The organism is Salipiger sp. PrR003 (assembly GCF_010500785.1).
Lineage (GTDB): Bacteria > Pseudomonadota > Alphaproteobacteria > Rhodobacterales > Rhodobacteraceae > Salipiger > Salipiger pacificus_A.
Map to the genome: position 1 here is coordinate 1 of NZ_JAAGOV010000072.1, position 19,206 is coordinate 19,206.

At 66.7% G+C, this 19,206-nt stretch carries 15 protein-coding genes and 1 pseudogene; all 16 read left to right on the plus strand.

Annotated elements, in window-relative coordinates; translation table 11 throughout:
• Positions 1-995: 995 nt before the first annotated feature.
• A complete protein-coding gene (locus tag G0D83_RS24330) occupies positions 996-2,126 on the plus strand; it encodes a TAXI family TRAP transporter solute-binding subunit (RefSeq protein WP_164197161.1) in 1,131 nt (376 codons plus the stop codon).
• Positions 2,127-2,202: 76 nt separating this feature from the next.
• A complete protein-coding gene (locus tag G0D83_RS24335; RefSeq protein ID WP_203595651.1) occupies positions 2,203-4,200 on the plus strand; it encodes a TRAP transporter fused permease subunit in 1,998 nt (665 codons plus the stop codon).
• Positions 4,201-4,213: 13 nt separating this feature from the next.
• Positions 4,214-6,271: a 3-hydroxyacyl-CoA dehydrogenase NAD-binding domain-containing protein gene (locus tag G0D83_RS24340; protein ID WP_164197162.1), complete on the plus strand. Its 2,058-nt coding sequence runs from the start codon at positions 4,214-4,216 to the stop codon at positions 6,269-6,271.
• Positions 6,272-6,274: 3 nt separating this feature from the next.
• The gene (gene pcaF, locus G0D83_RS24345) at positions 6,275-7,471 is read left to right on the plus strand and encodes a 3-oxoadipyl-CoA thiolase (protein WP_164197163.1); all 1,197 of its coding nucleotides are present in this window, start codon (positions 6,275-6,277) and stop codon (positions 7,469-7,471) included.
• Positions 7,472-7,490: 19 nt separating this feature from the next.
• Positions 7,491-8,252: an enoyl-CoA hydratase-related protein gene (locus G0D83_RS24350; RefSeq protein ID WP_164197164.1), complete on the plus strand. Its 762-nt coding sequence runs from the start codon at positions 7,491-7,493 to the stop codon at positions 8,250-8,252.
• Complete coding sequence (locus G0D83_RS24355) at positions 8,252-9,031, plus strand: alpha/beta fold hydrolase (RefSeq protein WP_164197165.1); 780 nt, start codon at positions 8,252-8,254, stop codon at positions 9,029-9,031. The genes G0D83_RS24350 and G0D83_RS24355 overlap by 1 nt, the downstream gene beginning before the upstream one ends.
• A complete protein-coding gene (locus G0D83_RS24360; RefSeq protein ID WP_164197166.1) occupies positions 9,028-9,672 on the plus strand; it encodes a glutathione S-transferase family protein in 645 nt (214 codons plus the stop codon). Before G0D83_RS24355 ends, G0D83_RS24360 begins: the two co-directional genes overlap by 4 nt.
• Positions 9,669-10,862 (plus strand): CaiB/BaiF CoA-transferase family protein, encoded by a 1,194-nt coding sequence (locus G0D83_RS24365; RefSeq protein ID WP_164197167.1) that lies wholly within the window; start codon positions 9,669-9,671, stop codon positions 10,860-10,862. Before G0D83_RS24360 ends, G0D83_RS24365 begins: the two co-directional genes overlap by 4 nt.
• A 5-nt stretch (positions 10,863-10,867) precedes the next feature.
• Positions 10,868-11,458 (plus strand): carboxymuconolactone decarboxylase family protein, encoded by a 591-nt coding sequence (locus G0D83_RS24370; protein ID WP_235958180.1) that lies wholly within the window; start codon positions 10,868-10,870, stop codon positions 11,456-11,458.
• A gap of 98 nt (positions 11,459-11,556) precedes the next feature.
• The gene (locus G0D83_RS24375; protein ID WP_164197169.1) at positions 11,557-12,300 is read left to right on the plus strand and encodes a GntR family transcriptional regulator; all 744 of its coding nucleotides are present in this window, start codon (positions 11,557-11,559) and stop codon (positions 12,298-12,300) included.
• Between the two features lie 103 nt (positions 12,301-12,403).
• Positions 12,404-13,963 carry a tannase/feruloyl esterase family alpha/beta hydrolase gene (locus G0D83_RS24380; RefSeq protein WP_164197170.1) on the plus strand — a complete coding sequence of 520 codons (1,560 nt, stop codon included), beginning with the start codon at positions 12,404-12,406 and terminating at the stop codon, positions 13,961-13,963.
• Between the two features lie 52 nt (positions 13,964-14,015).
• Complete coding sequence (locus G0D83_RS24385; RefSeq protein ID WP_164197171.1) at positions 14,016-14,618, plus strand: flavin reductase family protein; 603 nt, start codon at positions 14,016-14,018, stop codon at positions 14,616-14,618.
• Between the two features lie 73 nt (positions 14,619-14,691).
• Positions 14,692-15,534 carry an alpha/beta fold hydrolase gene (locus G0D83_RS24390; RefSeq protein WP_164197172.1) on the plus strand — a complete coding sequence of 281 codons (843 nt, stop codon included), beginning with the start codon at positions 14,692-14,694 and terminating at the stop codon, positions 15,532-15,534.
• Between the two features lie 315 nt (positions 15,535-15,849).
• Positions 15,850-17,373, plus strand: coding sequence for a tannase/feruloyl esterase family alpha/beta hydrolase (locus G0D83_RS24395; RefSeq protein WP_164197173.1), 1,524 nt, complete (start codon positions 15,850-15,852; stop codon positions 17,371-17,373).
• A 229-nt stretch (positions 17,374-17,602) separates the two neighbouring features.
• Positions 17,603-17,875 (plus strand): MHC class I heavy chain, encoded by a 273-nt coding sequence (locus tag G0D83_RS24400; RefSeq protein ID WP_235958181.1) that lies wholly within the window; start codon positions 17,603-17,605, stop codon positions 17,873-17,875.
• A gap of 563 nt (positions 17,876-18,438) precedes the next feature.
• Positions 18,439-19,128: pseudogene (locus G0D83_RS24405) on the plus strand (IS5 family transposase); the annotation flags it as partial.
• Positions 19,129-19,206 lie beyond the last annotated feature (78 nt).

A 19,206-nucleotide genomic window follows, 5' to 3' on the forward strand; every position in this document is an offset into this window, starting at 1 on the left:
GAGGCAGAACACCGGTCGAGGCCCATCAGGGCCCCGGCCTCAAGGCGGCAGCATGATCACCAGGCAAGCTTAGCAGCTCCGCAAAACTGTCCGGGAAATGGGGACCACCTCATAATTCGACCTTATCCGAGCGGCACAGTGCTCTTTGGACATTCAGTTCTTGTGGGTAGAACGCGTGGTCGAAATGGGCGCAGGCCGCGCGGGTCTCTCGCAGGGGCAAGCTGCGTACCCGTCCTATGGGAATTGCGTAGGTCAGCGCGGGCATTGGCACGGATGGAGCGAAATCGAGGACGCAAAGTGCGCCGGAGCGGACCGGAACACGGTTGGTGAATTCCTGCCCCGCCGTTGAAGAGACATCCGAGTTCGACTGGCTGCAGGACAGCGACCAAGTCACCGACAAGGCCTATGCGCAACTCGAGGTATGGGCCGAGGCCTTGCTCGCCAGATGCGGCTTCAAGACCTGGCGCCGCCTGACATCAGGTTGGGGCACTATCTTGGCTCGAGACGCAGATGAGGCGCGAGACTCGCATTGCTGCAATGATGCGCAGTCATGATGGCCCGCATGGCATCGCGTCTTTTCTGTCCAAGTCGACGCCTGCGTTCCGGGTCGAGTGAGCGCCGACGACGCAACCCCCCCAAGGCGCGCGATGGCATGTCCGAGGTGCGCAGCTCCGGCCAGGGCGAAGACCACCTCTGGGCTTGTCGGATGTTCCTTTGCCTCCCTTCAGCCGACCGCGTGCATCGCTGGGATTGAACGATTCGTTCGGACATGGGGTCGGCAATGCTGTGCCGCGCACACTTGGACCGCCAGGTGCGCGCGTTTCGGCGTGCTTCGGACCCCGTACAACTGCTTGGCAATCTTCCAGATTTTCTAACAGGAACAACGACACAACAAAAAGCTAGTAATATAGCTTTTAATGTTTTAGCTCTCTCGCAGGAGGGATCGGCCGTTGCTTCGGACCTGGCTGATCGACAACTGGGAGAGGAGCCCCCTCATGCTTAGACTGCTTGTGAAAGCCCTGCCGACACTGGCCATCCTTGGCTTCGGCGCCACCGCCACGCTGGCGCAGGACGACGTGACCCTGCCGCGCTCGATGATCTGGAGCGCCTACGACGTCGGCTCCGGCGGCTACACAGAGGCCTCGGCCATCGCGAATGCCGTGCAGGGCAATTTCGACACGCGCATCCGCGTTCTGCCATCGGGCACGTCGATCGGCCGCCTGCTTCCGCTGCGCGAACAGCGCGCACAGTTCGGCTTCTTGTCGAACGAGCTCTTCTTTGCCAGCGAAGGCACCGAGGAATTCGCCACGCCTGACTGGGGGCCGCAGGACGTGCGCGTGATGCTTGGACGGCCGGCCTCGGTGGGGATCATCGCCGCCGCCGATCTAAACGCGACGAGCGTCGCCGACCTGCGCGGCAAGCGCGTCGGCTTCGTGAAGGGCAACCCGTCGCTGAACATCAAGACCGACGCCTATCTTGCCTTCGGCGGCCTGACCCGTGACGACGTCGAGGAGGTCTGGTTCGGCAGCTACGGTGCGCTCAAGGACGCGATCATCTCGAACCAGCTCGATGCCATGGGCATGGTGCCGACCTCGTCCTTCGCGCGCGAGATCGAGGCGAGTTCGCGGGGCCTGACCTGGCTCAACTTCCCGCCCGAGGACGCCGAGGGCTGGCAGAAGGCCACCGACGTCATCAGCTTTGCCGAACCGCATAAGCAGACCACCGGGGCTGGGATCGACGAGGACCACCCGGTGTGGCTCTTGGGCTACCGCTATCCGATGCTGGCAACCTACGCGGCGACCAGCGAGGAGGAAGTCTACAACCTCGTCAAGGCAATCGACCAGAGCTTCGACGGCTTCCGTGAGGCGACGGCCGAGGCGGCGAACTGGGCCACCGAGGGCGCCATCGTGCCGCCGGCCGACGCGCCGTTCCATGACGGGGCGATCCGCTATGCCAAGGAGATGGGCTACTGGACCGACGAGGCGCAGGCCTGGCAGGACGCACGCCTGGCGCGGCTCGACGCGGTGAAGGCGGCCTGGGCCGAGGCACAGGCGGCCTATGAAGGCGACGATGCGGGCTGGCCCGAGTTCTGGGGCAGCTGGCGCGCCGAACACCTGGCGAACTGAGCTTCGCCTCTCGCGGGTCCGCAGAGGTCGGACCCGCTCCTACATTCCCTACTTCAGAGCGTGAGCGAGGTCCGTCATGAGCGATCCGCAGTCCATTCCCGTGTCCGATCAGCCGGACACCTCCCAAAGTTCAGGCGTGAAGGTCGGCATGCTGCATGGGCCGACACGGGCGGTGGTGCTCATTCTCGGCCTGATCGCGCTCCTGCTGAACGTCGACCGACTGTTCAACACACAGATGCTGATCGGCTACGTGCTGCTCGACACGGCGTATTTCTACCTGCTCACCGGCATCTTCCTTGCCATCGTCTTCCAGGTCTACCCGCTGCCCTACAACCGGTTCGGCATCGCCGGGCGCATCACGGACGTGGTCTTCTCGCTGCTCGCGCTCGGTGCGGCCTGCTATTTCGCCTGGAACGGCGAGCGCATCCTGATGGAGGGCTGGGACCTCGTCGCGCCGACCAATGCGCAGGTGATCTCCGGGATGTTCTGCCTGCTGGTGCTCGAGGCGCTGCGCCGGACCGGCGGGCTTGTGCTGCTGTGCATCTGCGGCTTCTTCTTCCTCTTCCCGCTCTTTGCCGAGAGCATGCCGGGCTTCCTCTGGGGGCCGTCCACCGACATCCCCGGCCTGGTGATGATGCACGCGCTCGGCTCTGAAAGCATCATCGGCGTGCCGATGCGCGTGGTGGCGGGGCTGCTGATCGGCTTCCTGCTGTTCGGCTCGGCGCTGGTCGTGACCGGCGGCGGTGCATTCTTCATGGCCTTCGCCGAGGCGCTGCTCGGCCGCACCCGTGGCGGCCCTTCTAAGGTGGCCATCCTCTCCTCGGGCTTCTTCGGCTCGCTCTCGGGGTCGGTGATCTCGAACATCGTGACCACCGGGCAGATGACCATCCCGACGATGAAGAAGGTCGGCTACCCGGCGCGCTACGCCGCGGCGATCGAGGCCTGCGCCTCGACCGGCGGGGCGCTGATGCCGCCGGTCATGGGCGCCGTCGCCTTCATCATGGCCGAGAACCTCAACGTTCCCTATTCCACCGTGATGATCGCCGCGATCGTGCCCGCCGCGCTCTTCTACCTCGCACTCATGCTGCAGACCGACTGCTACGCCGCGCGGCGCGGGCTGGCCGGGCAGCGCCCCGAGGACCTGCCGAAGCTCTGGCCGACGCTGAAGGAAGGCTGGCACTTCCTGCTGTCGTTGGTCGTGCTGATCTATCTGATCGTGGCGCGCGGGATCGAGGCACAGGCACCGTTCTATGCAACGCTCGTGTTGCTGGCGACCAGCGCGCTCAACGGCTGGATCCGCGGCGAGAACCAGCTGACCCTCGGCCGGCTCGTCGATCTGCTGGATGACGCGATCCGCAACATCGCCAATATCGTCGGGATCCTTGCTGGGGTCGGGCTCATCGTCGGTGCGCTCAGCTACACCGGCGTCGGCGGCGCCTTCTCGCGCGAGCTGCTGCAATTCGCCGGCGACAACGTCTTCCTGCTGCTGCTCTTCGGTGCCCTGACCTCCTTTGTGCTGGGCATGGGGATGACCGTCAGCGCCTGCTACATCTTCCTGGCCATCGTTCTGGGGCCGGCCATGGCCGGAGCGGGGCTGAACCCGATCGCCGGGCACCTCTTCATCCTCTACTGGGGTATGCTGAGCTACATCACCCCGCCGGTCGCGCTGGCCGCATTCGCCGCGGCGGTGATCGCCAAATCCGACGGCATGCGCACCGGCGTGCTGGCCATGCGCCTCGGGGCGGTGAACTTCGTGCTGCCATTCATCTTCGCGCTGAACCCGACGCTGGTGCTGCAGGGGGAACCGCTCGACATCCTGCATGACGTGGGCAGCGCGGTTCTGGCGGTGTGGCTGATGGCGGCCGCAGGCGAAGGCTGGCTGCACTTCGTTGGCCGACTGGGCATCCCGGCGCGGGTGCTGCTCGGGGCCGCCGCGATCACGCTGATCATACCCGGCTACCTGTCGGACGGCATCGGGCTGGTTCTGCTCGCGGTCGCGGTACTTGTGAACCGCCTGAGCGCGCCGGAAAGCAGCCGTGAGCCGGCCCGGTCCGTGGCCCCGTCCACCGAGTGAAGAGGAAAGTCCGATGAACACCCACGCTACACCTTCGCATGGCACCGTTCACCTCGAGGTCACCGATGGCATTGCCGTGCTGACCATCGACAATCCTCCGGTAAATGCCGGCTCCCACGCGATCCGCAAGGGCCTCATCGAGGCGCTGCACCGCTGCGGCGAGGTTCGGGGTGCGGTGCTCGTCGGGGCCGGAAAGAGCTTCATCGCCGGCTCCGACCTGCGCGAGTTCGGCGCGCCCCTCGCCTGGCCCGAGCTGCCGGACGTCATCGCGGCCTGCGAAGAGGCACCGTTCCCAGTGGTTGCCGCCATTCACGGCGTGGCGCTTGGCGGCGGGCTCGAGCTGGCGCTCGGTTGCGACTATCGTATCGCCACGCCGGACGCGAATCTCGGCCTGCCCGAGGTGTCGCTCGGGATGGTGCCCGGCGCGGGCGGCACGCAGCGGCTCCCCCGCCTGACCGGGCGCATCGCCGCGCTCGAGATGATCTGCGGCGCCACCCGCATCACCGGGGTCGAGGCAGAGGCACTCGGGCTGGTCGATGTGGTCGCCGAGGGCGATCTGTTGGGGGCGGCGAAGCGGTTCCTTGCCGAGGACCGACCCAAGCGCGTGGTGGCCAACCTCGAGGTTCCCGAAGAGGACGAGACCGCACTGGAGGCCGCTGCCGCGAAGGCGCTGCACAAGGGCAGGGGCCGACCGAACGTGGCCGAGGCCATCCGGCTGGTGAAGGCCTCGGCCGACCCGGACGTCGCCACCGTCCTGGCGGATGAGCGGGCCGTTTTCCAAAAGCTGCGCCTGTCGGAGGACGCCTTTGCCCTGCGCCACCTCTTCTTTGCCGAGCGCAAGGCGGGCAGCGTCGACGGGCTCGACGCCAAGCCACGGCCCGTCTCGTCCGTCGGTGTCATCGGGGGCGGCACCATGGGGCAGGGCATCGCGCGCGCCTGCCTTGCAGCCGGGCTGCCGGTCTCGCTCGTCGAGCGCGATACCGAGGCGCTGGAACGCAGCCTCGGTGCGCTGCGGGATGCGTTGCAGGCGAAGCAGGCGCGCGGACGCCTTTCGGAGGCCGCGCTGGCGGCGCAACTGAAGGCCCTTTCGGGAACGACGCGGATCTCCGAGCTGACCAGCTGCGATCTGGTCATCGAGGCAGTGTTCGAGGATCTGTCGGTCAAGGTGCCGCTGCTGACCGAGCTCGACGCCACGCTGCCGCCCGAGACGGTGATCGGCACCAACACCTCCTATCTCGACATCAACGCCATGGTCGCGGGCCTGCCGGGTCGGTCCCGTGTGCTGGGCCTGCACTTCTTCAGTCCCGCCGACGTGATGCGCCTGCTCGAGGTGGTGCGGGCCGAAACAACGGCGGATGACGTGCTGGCCACCGGCCTCGCGCTTGCGAAACGCCTTGGCAAGCAGCCCGTGGTGGCCCGCGTCGCCGAGGGGTTCATCGGCAACCGCATCTACGCCGCCTACCGCCGCCGTGCCGAGCTGCTGGTGCTCGACGGTGCCGCGCCCGAACAAGTGGACGCCGCCGTCGAAGCCTTCGGCTTCGCGATGGGGCCCTTCGCGGTGTCGGACATGAGCGGGCTCGACATCGCCTGGGCGATGCGCAAGCGGCAGGCCGCGACGCGCGACCCGGCAGCGCGCTACGTCACCATCCCCGACCGTCTCTGCGAAGCGGGACGGCTGGGCCGCAAGACCGGCGGCGGCTGGTACGACTACCCCGAGAAACGCCCCGAGCCCTCGGCCGAGGTGACCGCGCTCATCGCGGCGGCGCGCCGCGAGGCCGGCATCGCGCCGAGCGCCTTCGATACCGAGACGATCCAGCGCCAGCTGCTGATCGCCATGGTCAACGAGGCCGCGCTGTTGCTGGACGAGGGGGTCGCGCAGCGCGCCTCCGACATCGATGTGACGCTTGCCAACGGCTACGGCTTCCCGCGCTGGACGGGCGGGCCGCTGTGGTGGGCGGCGCAGCAGCCCGCGGCCCGCATCGAGGCCGATCTCGACGCGCTTGAGACGGCGATCGACCATGGCTTCGCCCGCGGCCCGGTGCCTGAAATCCTCGAAGACCTGAAGGGCTGAGCCATGCAGACCGTCTATATTTGCGACTACATCCGCACCCCCATCGGCCGCTACGGCGGCAGCCTCTCGGGCATCCGCGCCGACGATCTGGGCGCGCTGCCGCTGCAGGCATTGCAGGATCGCCATGAAGGCCTCGACTGGGCCGACACCATCGACGTGATCTACGGCTGCGCCAACCAGGCCGGCGAGGACAACCGGTCGGTGGCGCGCATGGCGCTGCTGCTTGCCGGGCTGCCCGAGACCGTCTCGGGCACCACGATCAACCGGCTCTGCGGCTCGGGCATGGATGCGGTGCTGGCGGCCTATCGTCGGCTTGCCGTGGGCGAGGGCGATCTGGCCATTGCGGGCGGCGTCGAGTCGATGTCCCGCGCGCCCTTTGTGATGCCCAAGGCCACGAGCGCTTTCTCGCGTCAATCCAGCGTCGAGGACACCACCATCGGCTGGCGCTTCGTCAACCCGGAGATGCATACGCGCTTTGGTACCGACTCGATGCCCGAGACCGCCGAGAACGTTGCCGCCGACTTCGGCATCTCACGTGCGGATCAGGACGCCTTCGCCCTGCGCAGCCAGCGGAAGGCGGCCGCCTCGCGCGACGTGATGGCCGAGGAGATCATCCCGGTGGCCGTGCCGCAGCGCAAGGGTCCGCCGGTCATCTTCGATCAGGACGAGCACCCGCGCAGCACCACCGCCGAGAAGCTGGCCGCGCTGCCGACCCCGTTCCGCGCGGGCGGCAGCGTCACCGCGGGCAATGCCTCGGGGGTCAACGACGGGGCAGCGGCGCTGATCCTTGCCACCGAAGCCGGGATGAAGCGCCACGGGCTGACGCCTATGGCGCGGATCACCGGCGGCGCGACCGCGGGCGTGGCACCGCGCATCATGGGCATGGGCCCGGCCCCGGCGACCGAGAAGCTCTGTGCCCAACTCGGTGTGACGGCGGAGAGCTTCGACCGCATCGAGCTCAACGAGGCCTTCGCCGCGCAGGCGCTGGCCGTGCTGCGGCGGCTCGGGATCGCCGACGATGATCCGCGGGTGAACGCCTATGGCGGCGCGATCGCGCTCGGTCATCCGCTCGGCATGTCCGGAGCGCGGATCACCGGCACCGCCGCCCGTATGATCGCGCGCGGCGAGGGCAATACCGCGCTCGCGACCATGTGCATCGGGGTGGGGCAGGGCATCGCCCTGTCGCTCGCCGCCGCCTGACTTCAGAAAGGACCGACCAATGGGTATCGACATCAGCTTCAACGGGAAAGTGGCCGAGATCACCATCGACGTGCCCCCCGTCAACGCCATCACCCTCGCCAACTACGCCGAGATCGGCGAAGCCTTCGACGCCGCCGACAGCTGGCAGGGCATCAACTGCGTGCTTTTCACCGGAGCGGGCGCGCGCGCCTTCTGCGCCGGGCTCGACCTGGAGGAGTTCCTTGCCGCCACGGTCGAGGAAGACCCGGCCCGCGCCCGCATCGTGCGGCGCTGCTTCAAGTCGATCCGGGACTGTGCCCTGCCCACCATCGCGGTGGTCAACGGCCCGGCGCTCGGGGCCGGCACGGTGCTGGCCTCGGTCTGCGACATCCGCCTCGCCTCGGAGACGGCGAAGTTCGGGATGCCCGAGATCAACGTCGGTCGTTGCGGCGGCGCGTCGCACATGGGGCGGCACCTGCCGCAGGGCATGCTGCGCAAGATGTTCTTCACCGGCGAGCCGATCGACGCGGCCGAGGCCTACCGCTTCGGCTTCGTGCAGGAGGTTCTTGCCCCCGAGGCGCTGATGGAGGCCGCGCGCACGCTCGCCGCGAAGATCGCCGAGAAGTCGCCGCTCGGCCTGCGCCTCGGCAAGCAGGCGCTGAACCAGATCGAGTTTCTGCCGGTCGACGAGGGCTACCAGATCGAACAGCAGTTCAGCACGATCCTGATGAAGACCGAGGATGCCCGCGAGGCAACCGCCGCCGTGGTCGAGAAGCGCAAGCCGGTCTGGAAGGGGCGCTGATGACTTTGCACCCGATCAACGGCACGCGGCTCAAGACCCGCATCGACCGCGCCGGGGACGGCGCGCCCTGGGTGGTCTTCTCGAACTCGCTGGTCACCGACCTGTCGGTCTGGGACGACGTGGTGGCGCGGCTCTCGGGCTGGAACCTGCTGCGCCACGACCAGCGCGGCCATGGCGGCTCGGACGTCCCGGACGGCGCGGTGGATTTCGAGCTGCTCTCGGAGGACCTGCTGGCGGTGATGGACCACGTGGGCGTCTCCCGCGCGGTCTGCGTCGGCCTGTCGATGGGCGTGCCGACAACGCTGGCCGCCTATGCCAAGGCGCCCGAGCGTTTCGCCGGGCTTGTCTTCATGGACGGCATGGCGAAATCCGCGCCGGCTGCGGTCGAGACCTGGGGCGCGCGTATCGATGAGGGCCGCAGGCTCGGCATGCACGGCTACGCCAAGGTCACCGCCGAGCGCTGGCTGACCACGCCCGACCGGGCCGAGGCGCTGGCGGCGATGATTGCGGCGACCCCATTCGAGGGGTTCAAGGCCTGCGCCACGGCGCTTCAGGGTTACGACTATGCCGCAGTCCTGCCGAGCATCGCGGTCCCCGCTCTTCTCGTGGCGGGGCTGTCAGACGGCAAGATCCCCGAGACCATGCGCGGCATCGCCGACAGCATCGGGGCGCGGTTCGAAGGGGTCGAGGGCGCGGGTCACGTGCCCTGCTTCGAGCAGCCCGACGCCACCGCCGCGCTGCTGTCGGCCTTTCTGGCCGAGGTGGAGGCTGCGGCATGAAACTGCACTGGTCCCCCCGCTCCCCCTTCGTGCGCAAGGTGATGATTACCCTGCACGAGACCGGCCGGCTGGATGAAGTGGAGCTGATGCGCAACGTCGTCGCCAGCCACTTGCCGCCGAACCCCGCCGTACTGGCGGACAACCCGCTGGGCAAGATCCCGGCGCTGGTCACCGAGCGGGGCGTGCTCTTCGACAGCCGGGTGATCTGCGCCTGGCTCGACCGGGACGGCGTGCTCGATGCCGGGGTCGAGGCGCAGCGCTGGCAGGCGCTGGCCGACGGCGCGACCGACATCCTGCTGACCTGGCGCACAGAACTGCTTCGCCCGCAGGGCGCCTGGGACGCGATCACCGCCAGCTTCCGCGCCAAGATCGCTGCGGTCATGGCCACGCTCGAGGCCGAGGCCGATGCGCTGGCCAGCCGGCCCTTTGGGGCAGGCCATGTCGCGGTGATCTGCTTCCTCGGCCAGCTTGACTTCCGCTGGGGCGACAGCGCCTGGCGGGCCCACTTCCCGCGCCTTGCGGCGCTCGCCGCGACCTGGGCCGAACGCCGCTCGGTCGCTGCCACCGCCATCGTCGATGACGGCGCGGCGGGCGACGAGGTCACCGCAGGCGTCCTGACTTTCGAAAAGGAGACAACATGAGCGGACCGCTTTCCCACGTTCGGGTGCTCGACCTGAGCCGCATCATGGCCGGCCCCTGGTCGGGCCAAATCCTCGCCGACCTCGGTGCAGAGGTCATCAAGGTGGAACGCGCCGGTGTCGGGGATGATACCCGCCGCTGGGGGCCGCCGTTCATGGAAGACAGCGAAGGCAAGCCGACAAGGGAGTCCGGCTACTACCTGTCGGTCAACCGCGGCAAGAAATCGGTCGAGGTCGACATCGCCTCGGAAGAAGGCCAAGAGCTGATCCGCGATCTCGCCCGGACAAGCGACATCGTGCTTGAGAACTTCAAGGTCGGCACCCTGGCGCGCTACGGGCTCGACGCGGCGTCGCTGCGGGCGATCAACCCGCGGCTGATCTACTGCTCGATCACCGGCTTCGGCCAGGACGGGCCGATGGCCGAGGACGTCGCCTACGACTTCATGATCCAGGCGATGGGTGGGCTGCTGTCGGTCACCGGGGTGCCGGACGGCGAGCCGGGGGCCGGGCCGCAGAAGGTCGGGGTGCCGGTCATCGACATCATGACCGGCATGTACGCCTCCGTCGCCGTGCTGGCCGCACTGGCGCGCCGCGCCGAGACCGGCAAGGGCGACTATATCGATCTGGCGATGCTGGATGTGGCCACCGCGATGCTTGCGAACCAGGCGATGAACCACCTCGTCTCGGGCGCGACGCCGACCCGCAAGGGCAACAAGCACCCGAACATCCAGCCGCAGGACATCTTCCCGGTCCGCGACGGGCATATCGTGATCGCCGTCGGCAATGACGAGCAGTTCGTGCGCTTCGCCGCGGCGCTCGGCCACCCGGAGTGGGCGCAGGATCCGCGCTTTGCCACCAATGCCGCGCGGGTCGAGAACCTCGACCTGCTGCACCCGATGATCTGCGAGACATTGCGCGACCGCGACCTCGCCGACTGGCGCGCCGATCTGGTGGCGGTGAAGGTGCCCTGCGCGCCGATCAACACCGTGCCGGGCGTGCTCGACGAACCGCAGGTGCAGCATCGCCAGATGCTGCGGCACCTGCCGCACCCGCTTGCCGGGACCGTGCCGCAGGTGGTCTCGCCGATGCGCTTTGCCGAGGCGCCGCTGTCCTTCGAGGCCGCGCCGCCGCTACTCGGCCAGCATACCGATGAAATCCGGGACCGCGTCGCCGCGGCCAAGGTGAAAGGATGACCAGCATGGGACGTATCAGTTTCCCCGCGCCGGAGACCATGTCGCCGGCACAGAAGGCCGTCTTCGACGAGATCGTATCGGGGCCGCGCGGCGTGCTCGTCGGCCCCCTGCGGGCGGCGCTGCACAATCCGGTTCTTGCCGATCGCTGGCAGCAGCTTGGCCGCGTGCTGCGCTTTGAGACGACGCTGCCGGGCTACCTCAACGAACTGGCGATCCTGATCACGGCGCGGCGCTGGAACAGCCTGCTGGAATGGGCCATCCATGAACGCGACGGTCTGAAGGTGGATCTGGATCAGGCGTGGATCGACGCCCTGCGCGTGGGCCGGGTGCCGGACTTCGGCGACGACGCCGCGGCGGCCGAGATCTACGATTTCGTCTGCCAACTTCTGACGCAAGGCACCCCGAAGCAGCCAGTCTACGATCTGGTGTGCGCGCGCTGGGGCGAGGTCGGGGTGGTCGAGCTGACCGCCGTCGTCGGCTATTATTCGATGGTGGCCATGACCCTGAACGCGCATGAGATTCCGGTCCCCGAAGGGGTCAGCGCCGATCTTCCCGTCACTCCCGGCGTCCTCTTCGACCTGCCGTCGCGCAACTGAAGGCGGCGGCCCGAGTTCCCCTCTTCCGGCAGCAAGTGTTATAAAGCTATAATATCGTCAGATATGCCCGGAAGGCGAAGAGAAGCGAGGACCTTTCCATGCAGAAGCCCAGCTCGACCGACCTGCTCGAGAAGAGCAACGTTGCCCGCTATATCCAGCTTGCCTCACTTTTCCGCGGCCGGATCGAGCGGGGGGACTGGGCGATCGGGGCACGGATACCGACGGTAGAACAGCTATCCAAGGAATTCGGCGTGGCGGGCATGACGATCCGGCAGGCGCTCGATCAGATCGAAAAGGAGGGTCTGATCGAGCGGTTCCGGGCCAAGGGCACCTTCGTGCGCGCCCGGCCCGAGCGTGATCTCTGGTGCGAGGTGCAGACCGACTGGAACGGCCTGCTCATGTCGCGTGCCGATGCGCAGATCGAGGTGCTGTCGGACACGCCAGGCGCGACGCTCGCGCAGGCGGATTTCGATCATGGCACCGTTGCGCCCAGCTATCGTCACCTGCGGCGTCTGCACCGGCGGCAGAACGTGCCCTTCCTCGTCGCCGACGTCTACGTCGACGAGAAGCTGCAGCCACTGATCCCCGAAGAGAACTACTCCACGACCACCGCGATGCGGCTGGTGTCGGACTTGCCGGGCGTGCGCGTCGCTGATGCCCGGCAGATCTTGTCGGTGGCCTCTGCCGATGTCGAGACCGCGCAGCTTCTGCAACTGTCGATGAATGATCCGATCGTACTTGTTCAGCGTCTAGCCATTGATGAGGAGGGGCGCCTGATCCTTGTCGCCAACGGAATCTACCGCGGCGACAAGGTGCGGATCGATATGAAATTGCTTACCTGACCCAGTGGTTCGCGCAAATACCAGGACCCAGGCGACTCTTTAAATGACAAAACTAGCTTAATGATTTAATCTACCTCTCAAGGGACAAATTGGGAGGAGAATCATGAGATTTCTGGCTCATGGCGCACTGCTTTGCAGTGCCATTGCCACCGGTGCCCAAGCGGATGAGGCAGGCTGCACCGCGCTTGCAAACATCACCCGGGACGGCCTGAAAATCGCCGAAGCGGCCTGGGTTCCGGCCGGACCCGATGACGATGCCGGGCAGGACCTGCCGGCCTATTGCAAGGTCACCGGAGTGATCGATGAGCGGCGCGGCGCGGGCGACGTGCTCTTCGGCGACCGCTTCGAGTTGCGTCTGCCCGAAGGCTGGAACGGACGCTTCTACTTCCAGGGCGGCGGCGGGCTCGATGGTCGCGTACGCCCGGCCTTTGGCGGCTCGCAGCCGACCGGCGAGCCGGCGGCCGTGGCCGAGGGGTACGCGGTGATTTCGACCGATGCAGGGCACGAGGACAAGGACAGCTCCTTTGGCCTCGATCCCGAGGCTCGCGAGGCCTGGGGCTATCAGGCGATCAAAGATGTCGCCGAGACCGGCAAGGCCCTCACCACCCGGTACTACGGCGAAGCGCCGCACCACAGCTACCTCGTCGGCTGCTCTAACGGCGGGCGGCAGGGCATGATGGCCAGCCAGCGGTTCCCCGAGCTCTTCGATGGCATCGTCGCGGGCGCGCCGGTGTTCCGCCTGTCGCGCAGCCATGTCGATACCGCCTGGGGGCTGCAGAAGCTGACGGCCATCGCCCCGAAGGACGACGCGGGCCACCCGATCCTGTCCCGCGCTTTTTCTGATGCCGATCTGGAACTCCTGGCGCAGGATATCGTTCGCCAGTGCGATGCGCGCGACGGTCTCGCCGACGGGCTGGTGCTCGATCCTGCCGGTTGCGACTACGACCCCTCGGGGCTGGTCTGCGGCGCGGGGCAGGAGGCCTGCCTGAGCGCCGAGAAGGTCGAGACGCTGAAGCTGCTGCACGAGGGCTCGCGCGACAGCGCCGGCAAGCGCTTCTACGTCACATGGAGCTATGATCCGGCAATCGCCGACGCGGGCTGGCGCAGCTGGCGGCTCGGCACCTCGGAAACCCCGGAGCCCAATGCGATCAAGGCGGGGCTGTCCAACAACGGCATCAAGTATGTCTTCCTGACGCCGCCGGACCCGGACTTCGACATCATCAACTTCGATTTCGACAGCGACCCGCAGCGCATGGAGGCCTCGGCGGCTTTTGCGGATGCGACCTCGACCGACCTTGCCGCCTTCCGCGATGCGGGTGGCAAGATCCTGCTCTACCACGGCACCGGGGATGCGGCGATCTCGGCCAATGACACCGCCCGCTATATGGCGGCGCTGCAGCAGGACATGGGCGAGGTCGGAGATTTCGCCCGCTACTTCCCGGTTCCGGGCGTGGGACATTGTCGGGGAGGTCCGGGACCGGACAGCTTTGACGTGCTGCAGAGCATCGTCACCTGGGTCGAGGAGGGCAGGGCCCCCGACCGGCTGGTCGCCACCGGCGCGGCGACCGAGGGCGTGACCCGTCCGCTCTGCCCCTGGCCGACCGTGGCGACCTATGATGGCAGCGGCCCCACCGATGCGGCGGCCAGCTTCGTCTGCCGCTGAGGGAAATGTCATCGCGCCGCGTCGTGGCGCGATGCCCGCAAGGAGCAAGCCGATGTATTACGATCCACGCAAGGGCGACCACGGGCTGCCGCACAACCCCTGGACGGCGCTGGTGACACCGCGACCGATCGGCTGGGTGTCGAGCCGCAGCACCGCCGGAGTGCCGAACCTCGCGCCCTACAGTTTCTTCAACGCGGCGGCGACGCATCCGCCCTTTGTCATGCTCTCTTCGACCCCGCGCAAGGACAGCCTGTCGAACATCGAGGGCACAGGCGTCTTCGCGATCAACATCGTCGGCGCCGATCTGGCAGAGGCGATGAACCGCAGCTCTGCGCCGGTGCCGTCCGATGTCGATGAGTTCGAGCTCGCCGGCCTGACGGCGCGCCCCTGCCGCAGCATCGACGCGCCCTGCGTGGCCCAGAGCGCCGTCGTCATCGAGTGCATCCTGAACCGGGTAATTTCGCTTTCGCCGAAGAGCGGGCTACCGTGCGACACGCACATCGTCTTCGGGGAGGTCACCGGGATCGAGATCGCGGATCGCGTGATCCGCGACGGGCGGGTGCGCAGCGAGCTGATCCGCCCGGTCTCGCGGCTCGGCTACCTCGAATACGCGGTCACGGAGCTGACGTTCGAAATACCGCGTCCCGGGTCCTGAACGGACCCGCTCCCGGCTCACCCCACGCCGGGAATGGTCGCGGACAGTGTGGGGCCCTCGGAGGAGTACAGACATGAAGACGAGATTTGCGGCGATGGGCCTTGCCCTCGCCCTGGCGATGCCGTGCCTCGCGCAAGCGCAGGTCGAGGAGAAGACGGCAATGAACGGCGATGCGCAGGTGGGCTACTCGGTGCGCGGCGAGGGGCCTCTGGTGGTGGTGATCGCTTCGACCGGCCGCAGTTCCGGCGAGCTTGCGCCGCTGGCCGACAGGCTGTCCGAACGCGGCTACCGTGTCGCGTTGCCGGAACCGCGAGGCATCGGGGCTAGCACCGGCAAGATGACCGAGGTGTCCTTCCACGACTTCGGCGACGACTTCGCCGCGGTGATTGCCCAGGAGGGCGGCAAGGCCATCGTTGCGGGCCATGCCTACGGCCAGTGGATCGCCAAGACGATCGCCTCGGACCACCCAGAGATGGTCTCGGGCCTGGCGCTGATCGCGGGCGGTGCGAAGTCCTGGCCATCGGAGCTTTCCGAGGCGATCACCATGATCAACGATCCGGACTCGAGCCGGGATCAGAAGATGGAAGGGCTGCTGCTGGCGTTCTTCACCGACGAGGCGAGCGCCGAGCCCTGGCTCGAGGGCTGGCACCAGGACGTCACTGTTAGCCAGCGCGCGGCGCGCAAGCTGACCAACCGCGAGGATTACTGGGCCGGCGGCACCGCGCCGATCCTCGACCTGCAGGCGGGCGCCGATCCGTTCCGGCCGGAAAGCTCACGCATGGAGGTGCGTGACGAACTGGGCGATCGCGTGACGGTCACGGTGATCGACGGTGCCAGCCACGCGCTGCCGGCGGCGAAACCGGTCGAGACCGCCGATGCCATCGCCGATTGGGCAGACGCACTTCTTAAGAAATGACTGGGCGCCGAGGCGCCGCGCAGCGGCGTCGGCGGCACCAGCGCCCGTCCCGTGTCGGGACGGGCATATTCCGGTCCGGGCTTGCGCAAGATGAGGGCGCGACGGTGTCGCCACCGCGCGCCAGCTTTCCCAATGCCGCGCCGATGACTTTGCGTGAACCTCACGCGGCGCAGTCCGGCACAGGGCCTGACTCTAGCCATCGCTGGGGTGCCGAGGAGGGCGCCGAGGCGGGCATCACAAGAAATAGTATGCAGCATGAGCTTCCCAGGAGGAGACGGGATGAGACAATCCAGGATGAGAATACTGTCAGTGGCATTGATCACGGCGGCCACGGCGCTGGCCTCGGCGTCGTCGGCCGAAATGACCGAGGACACCTGCAGCGCGCTTGCAGAATTCGCCTACCCCGATCTGCGCATCGAGGTCGCGGAGTTCCTCAGCGGCGCGATGATCGACGACACGGCCGTGCCGGAGCACTGCCGCGTGGAGGGCTATCTAGAGGAGCGCGTCGGCAGTGACGGCAAGCGCTACGCCACCGGCTTCGAGCTGCGCATGCCGGTTGCGTGGAACGAGCGGTTCTACTTCCAGGGCGGAGGCGGCACCGATGGCTCGATCAGGCCCGCGGTCGGGGTGAACACGATCGGCCATCCGCCGGCACTCACTCTCGGCTTTGCGGTGGTGTCCACCGATGCGGGGCATAACCTTGGCGATCGTGCGGACACCAGCTTCGGGTTCGAGCCGAAGGCGCGGGTCGATTGGGGATACAACGCCATCGACCTGACTGCTACCGTGTCGAAGGCCCTGCTGCTGGCGGCTTACGGGACCTGGCCCCGATATTCCTATTTCGTGGGCAACTCCAACGGCGGACGGCAGGGACTTATCTTCGCGCTAAGGCATCCCAACCAGTTTGATGGCATCCTGGCGCAGAATCCGATCAGACAGCAGACCCGCGGACATGTGGCGGGGGCCTGGAGCGTGCGTGTGCTCGCAGAGCGGGCGCCGAAGGACGCTGCGGGTAAGCCGATTTTCACGCAGTTCCTCGACGATGCCGATTTCGCCTTGCTGACGCGCGAGATCACCGCCCAATGCGATGAGCTTGATGGCCTTAAGGACGGGGTCGTTGACAGCGCGAGGCTCTGCAATCCTGAGTTTTCCGCCCTGGTGTGCCGCGAAGGGACGACGGACGGCTGCCTGTCACAGGACCAGATCGACGCCTTCACCCTCATCCACGAGGGCCCGGTCAATTCCGCGGGCGAAGAACTATACGTGCCCTTCGCCTATGATGCGGGTTCCGACTTCATGGGCTGGCACATCGGCGATGCGGACACGTTCCCGAACAATGGCCACAAGGCGCGGAACACCTCGATGCACAATGTATTCCGGGACCCGCCGGATCCGGATTTCGACGTTTACAGCTTCGACTTCGACACCGACCCCGTGTTCATGAACGCCGCCGCGCAGTTCACCGATGCCGCTTCCGCCGATCTCGACGCGTTCAAGGGCGCGGGCGGAAGACTGATCGTGGTGCATGGCATGGGTGACAGCGGGATCTCGGCCGTAGACACGACCCGCTGGTTCGAGACCGTCCAAAACCGCTATGTCGGAGAAACCGGGAGCTTCGCGCGCCTTTTCCTGCTGACCGGCGTCCAGCACGGCCGGACGGGCTCGGGCCCACATGTCTTCCCGGGCTTAGACATGCTGATGGCCTGGGTCGAAGACGGCATCGCGCCGGACCATCGCTCGGTGAGTGGTGGCACGCCGTCGCGGGAGCGTCCTTTGTGCGCCTATCCGAGTTACGTGACCTGGGAGCCAGCCACCGAAAGTTGGGGCTGCCAAGAGTAGTGCACGGTGCCGGGCCCTTGGCCCGGCGCGCCCAACCTGTCGGCGACTACCACGAACACGCCTGGAGATCGAATTAAGGTACATAATTTCCCTTACGCGCGCAGGAACAAATCGCGAACTCTTGACTTGCCGTGCCCCACTTTGGTCGTCTATTCACGCGACAAGTCTCGGGCAGAAGCTAGCGCAATCTGCCTGAAGTTGAAATCTCCCCTTGCCGAGACCGGACCCTATGGCCGACGGTGGAAGAAAGCAGATCACTGCTGCAGGCAAGACATTGAGCGACGGCATCACTGCGCTGGAGGAAGACATGTCAGCCCAATGGATCAACATTCAAATCATGGAATGCGAGGACGTGGTCGGTCGCACCGTCACCGTGTTCAGACAATCTGACGGAACCGACCAGCGCTATGTGCTCGGCAACGGGCGCAAGGTCGAGGCGAACGCGGACGGCACCTTCGTCATCCCAGAGTCCGCCACGGAATTGCGGGTCATGGACATCTAGCGCGGTCTGCAGCGCGGGCCTGGGGCAAGGCTAGGCAGCAGTCCTTTTCCGGGTTCGCGCTGCGAGTCCGCGCATGACTTGCTCGAAAATCGCCGTCAGCAAAACGTGCGACCCCATTGTGGGCGGCGCAGACGGATTTCGTGCCGCGCCATCGCGCCCCAATTTCCTCGAGCCCGCTGCAGAACCTCTCAGCTGCGCCGTCCTCGGCATTCATCGCCGCCCCTAACGTTGGATGCAGGACGAGCCGCGGCACGTACCCGCGCAGAGGTCCAGGGACAGGCAGGCCATTCAGCGTGTCATCAACGTGCAGAGATCCGCTAGCCGGATGAAATGCCAAGAGCGAGCCAGCGTGCGCCTTCTCATTTTCAGAGAAAATACTGGATGCCCGCCGGCAGCGAAAACTGCAGGTCGCAACAATACGGTAATCCCCCCGTTTTTAGGGGAGCTTGGTTGTAGAATTTACGCATCCCCGCCAACCTCATCACGCTGGGTCAGAAGGGCTTTGTTGCGCAAAGGCGGATGTAGGATTCATCTCGTGAATCCAGCGTGGTAGCTGGAGAGGCATGAGCAGACCCCTCCCTCCGAGTTACAAAACCAAGAACTGGCCGTCCTACAACGAAGCGCTGAAGCAGCGGGGCTCGCTGACGATCTGGTTCGATCCGGACGTTGTCTGGGTGCCGCCGCCCACAGGCAAGCAAGGCCGTCAGCCGCGGTATAGCGATGCCGCGATCCAGACCTGCCTGACGATGAAAGTTCTGTTTGGCATGGCGCTCAGGCAGACAACAGGCTTCGTCGAGAGCCTGCTGCGGCTCGTCGGTCTCGACTGGACGGTGCCGAACTTCAGCACGTTGAGCCGGCGTCAGAAGACCCTGGCCGTGAACATCCCCTACCGCGGCTCGAAAGGTCCTCTGCACCTGCTTGTCGACAGCACCGGCATCAAGGCGGAGGGCGAAGGCGAGTGGCACGCCCGCAAGCACGGGGGCACAAAGCGCCGCCTGTGGCGCAAGATCCACATCGGCGTCGATGAACAGACACTCGAGATCCGCGCCATCGAAGTCACCGGTAGCAATGTCGGCGATGCACCGATGCTGCCCGAGCTGCTGGATCAGATCCCGGCAGATGAGGAAGTCGCGTCAGTCACCGCGGACGGAGCGTATGATACGCGCAAGTGCCACAACGCGGTCGCAGATCGAGGCGCACATGCCGTCATCCCGCCCCGCAAAAATGCCCAGCCGTGGAAGCCTTCGACCGCGGTGTGCAGCGACACCGCTGGTGAAACAGCGCGACATTGCAGGTGGTGATTTTGGGGGAAGCGGAAGCCGGGCGTAGCC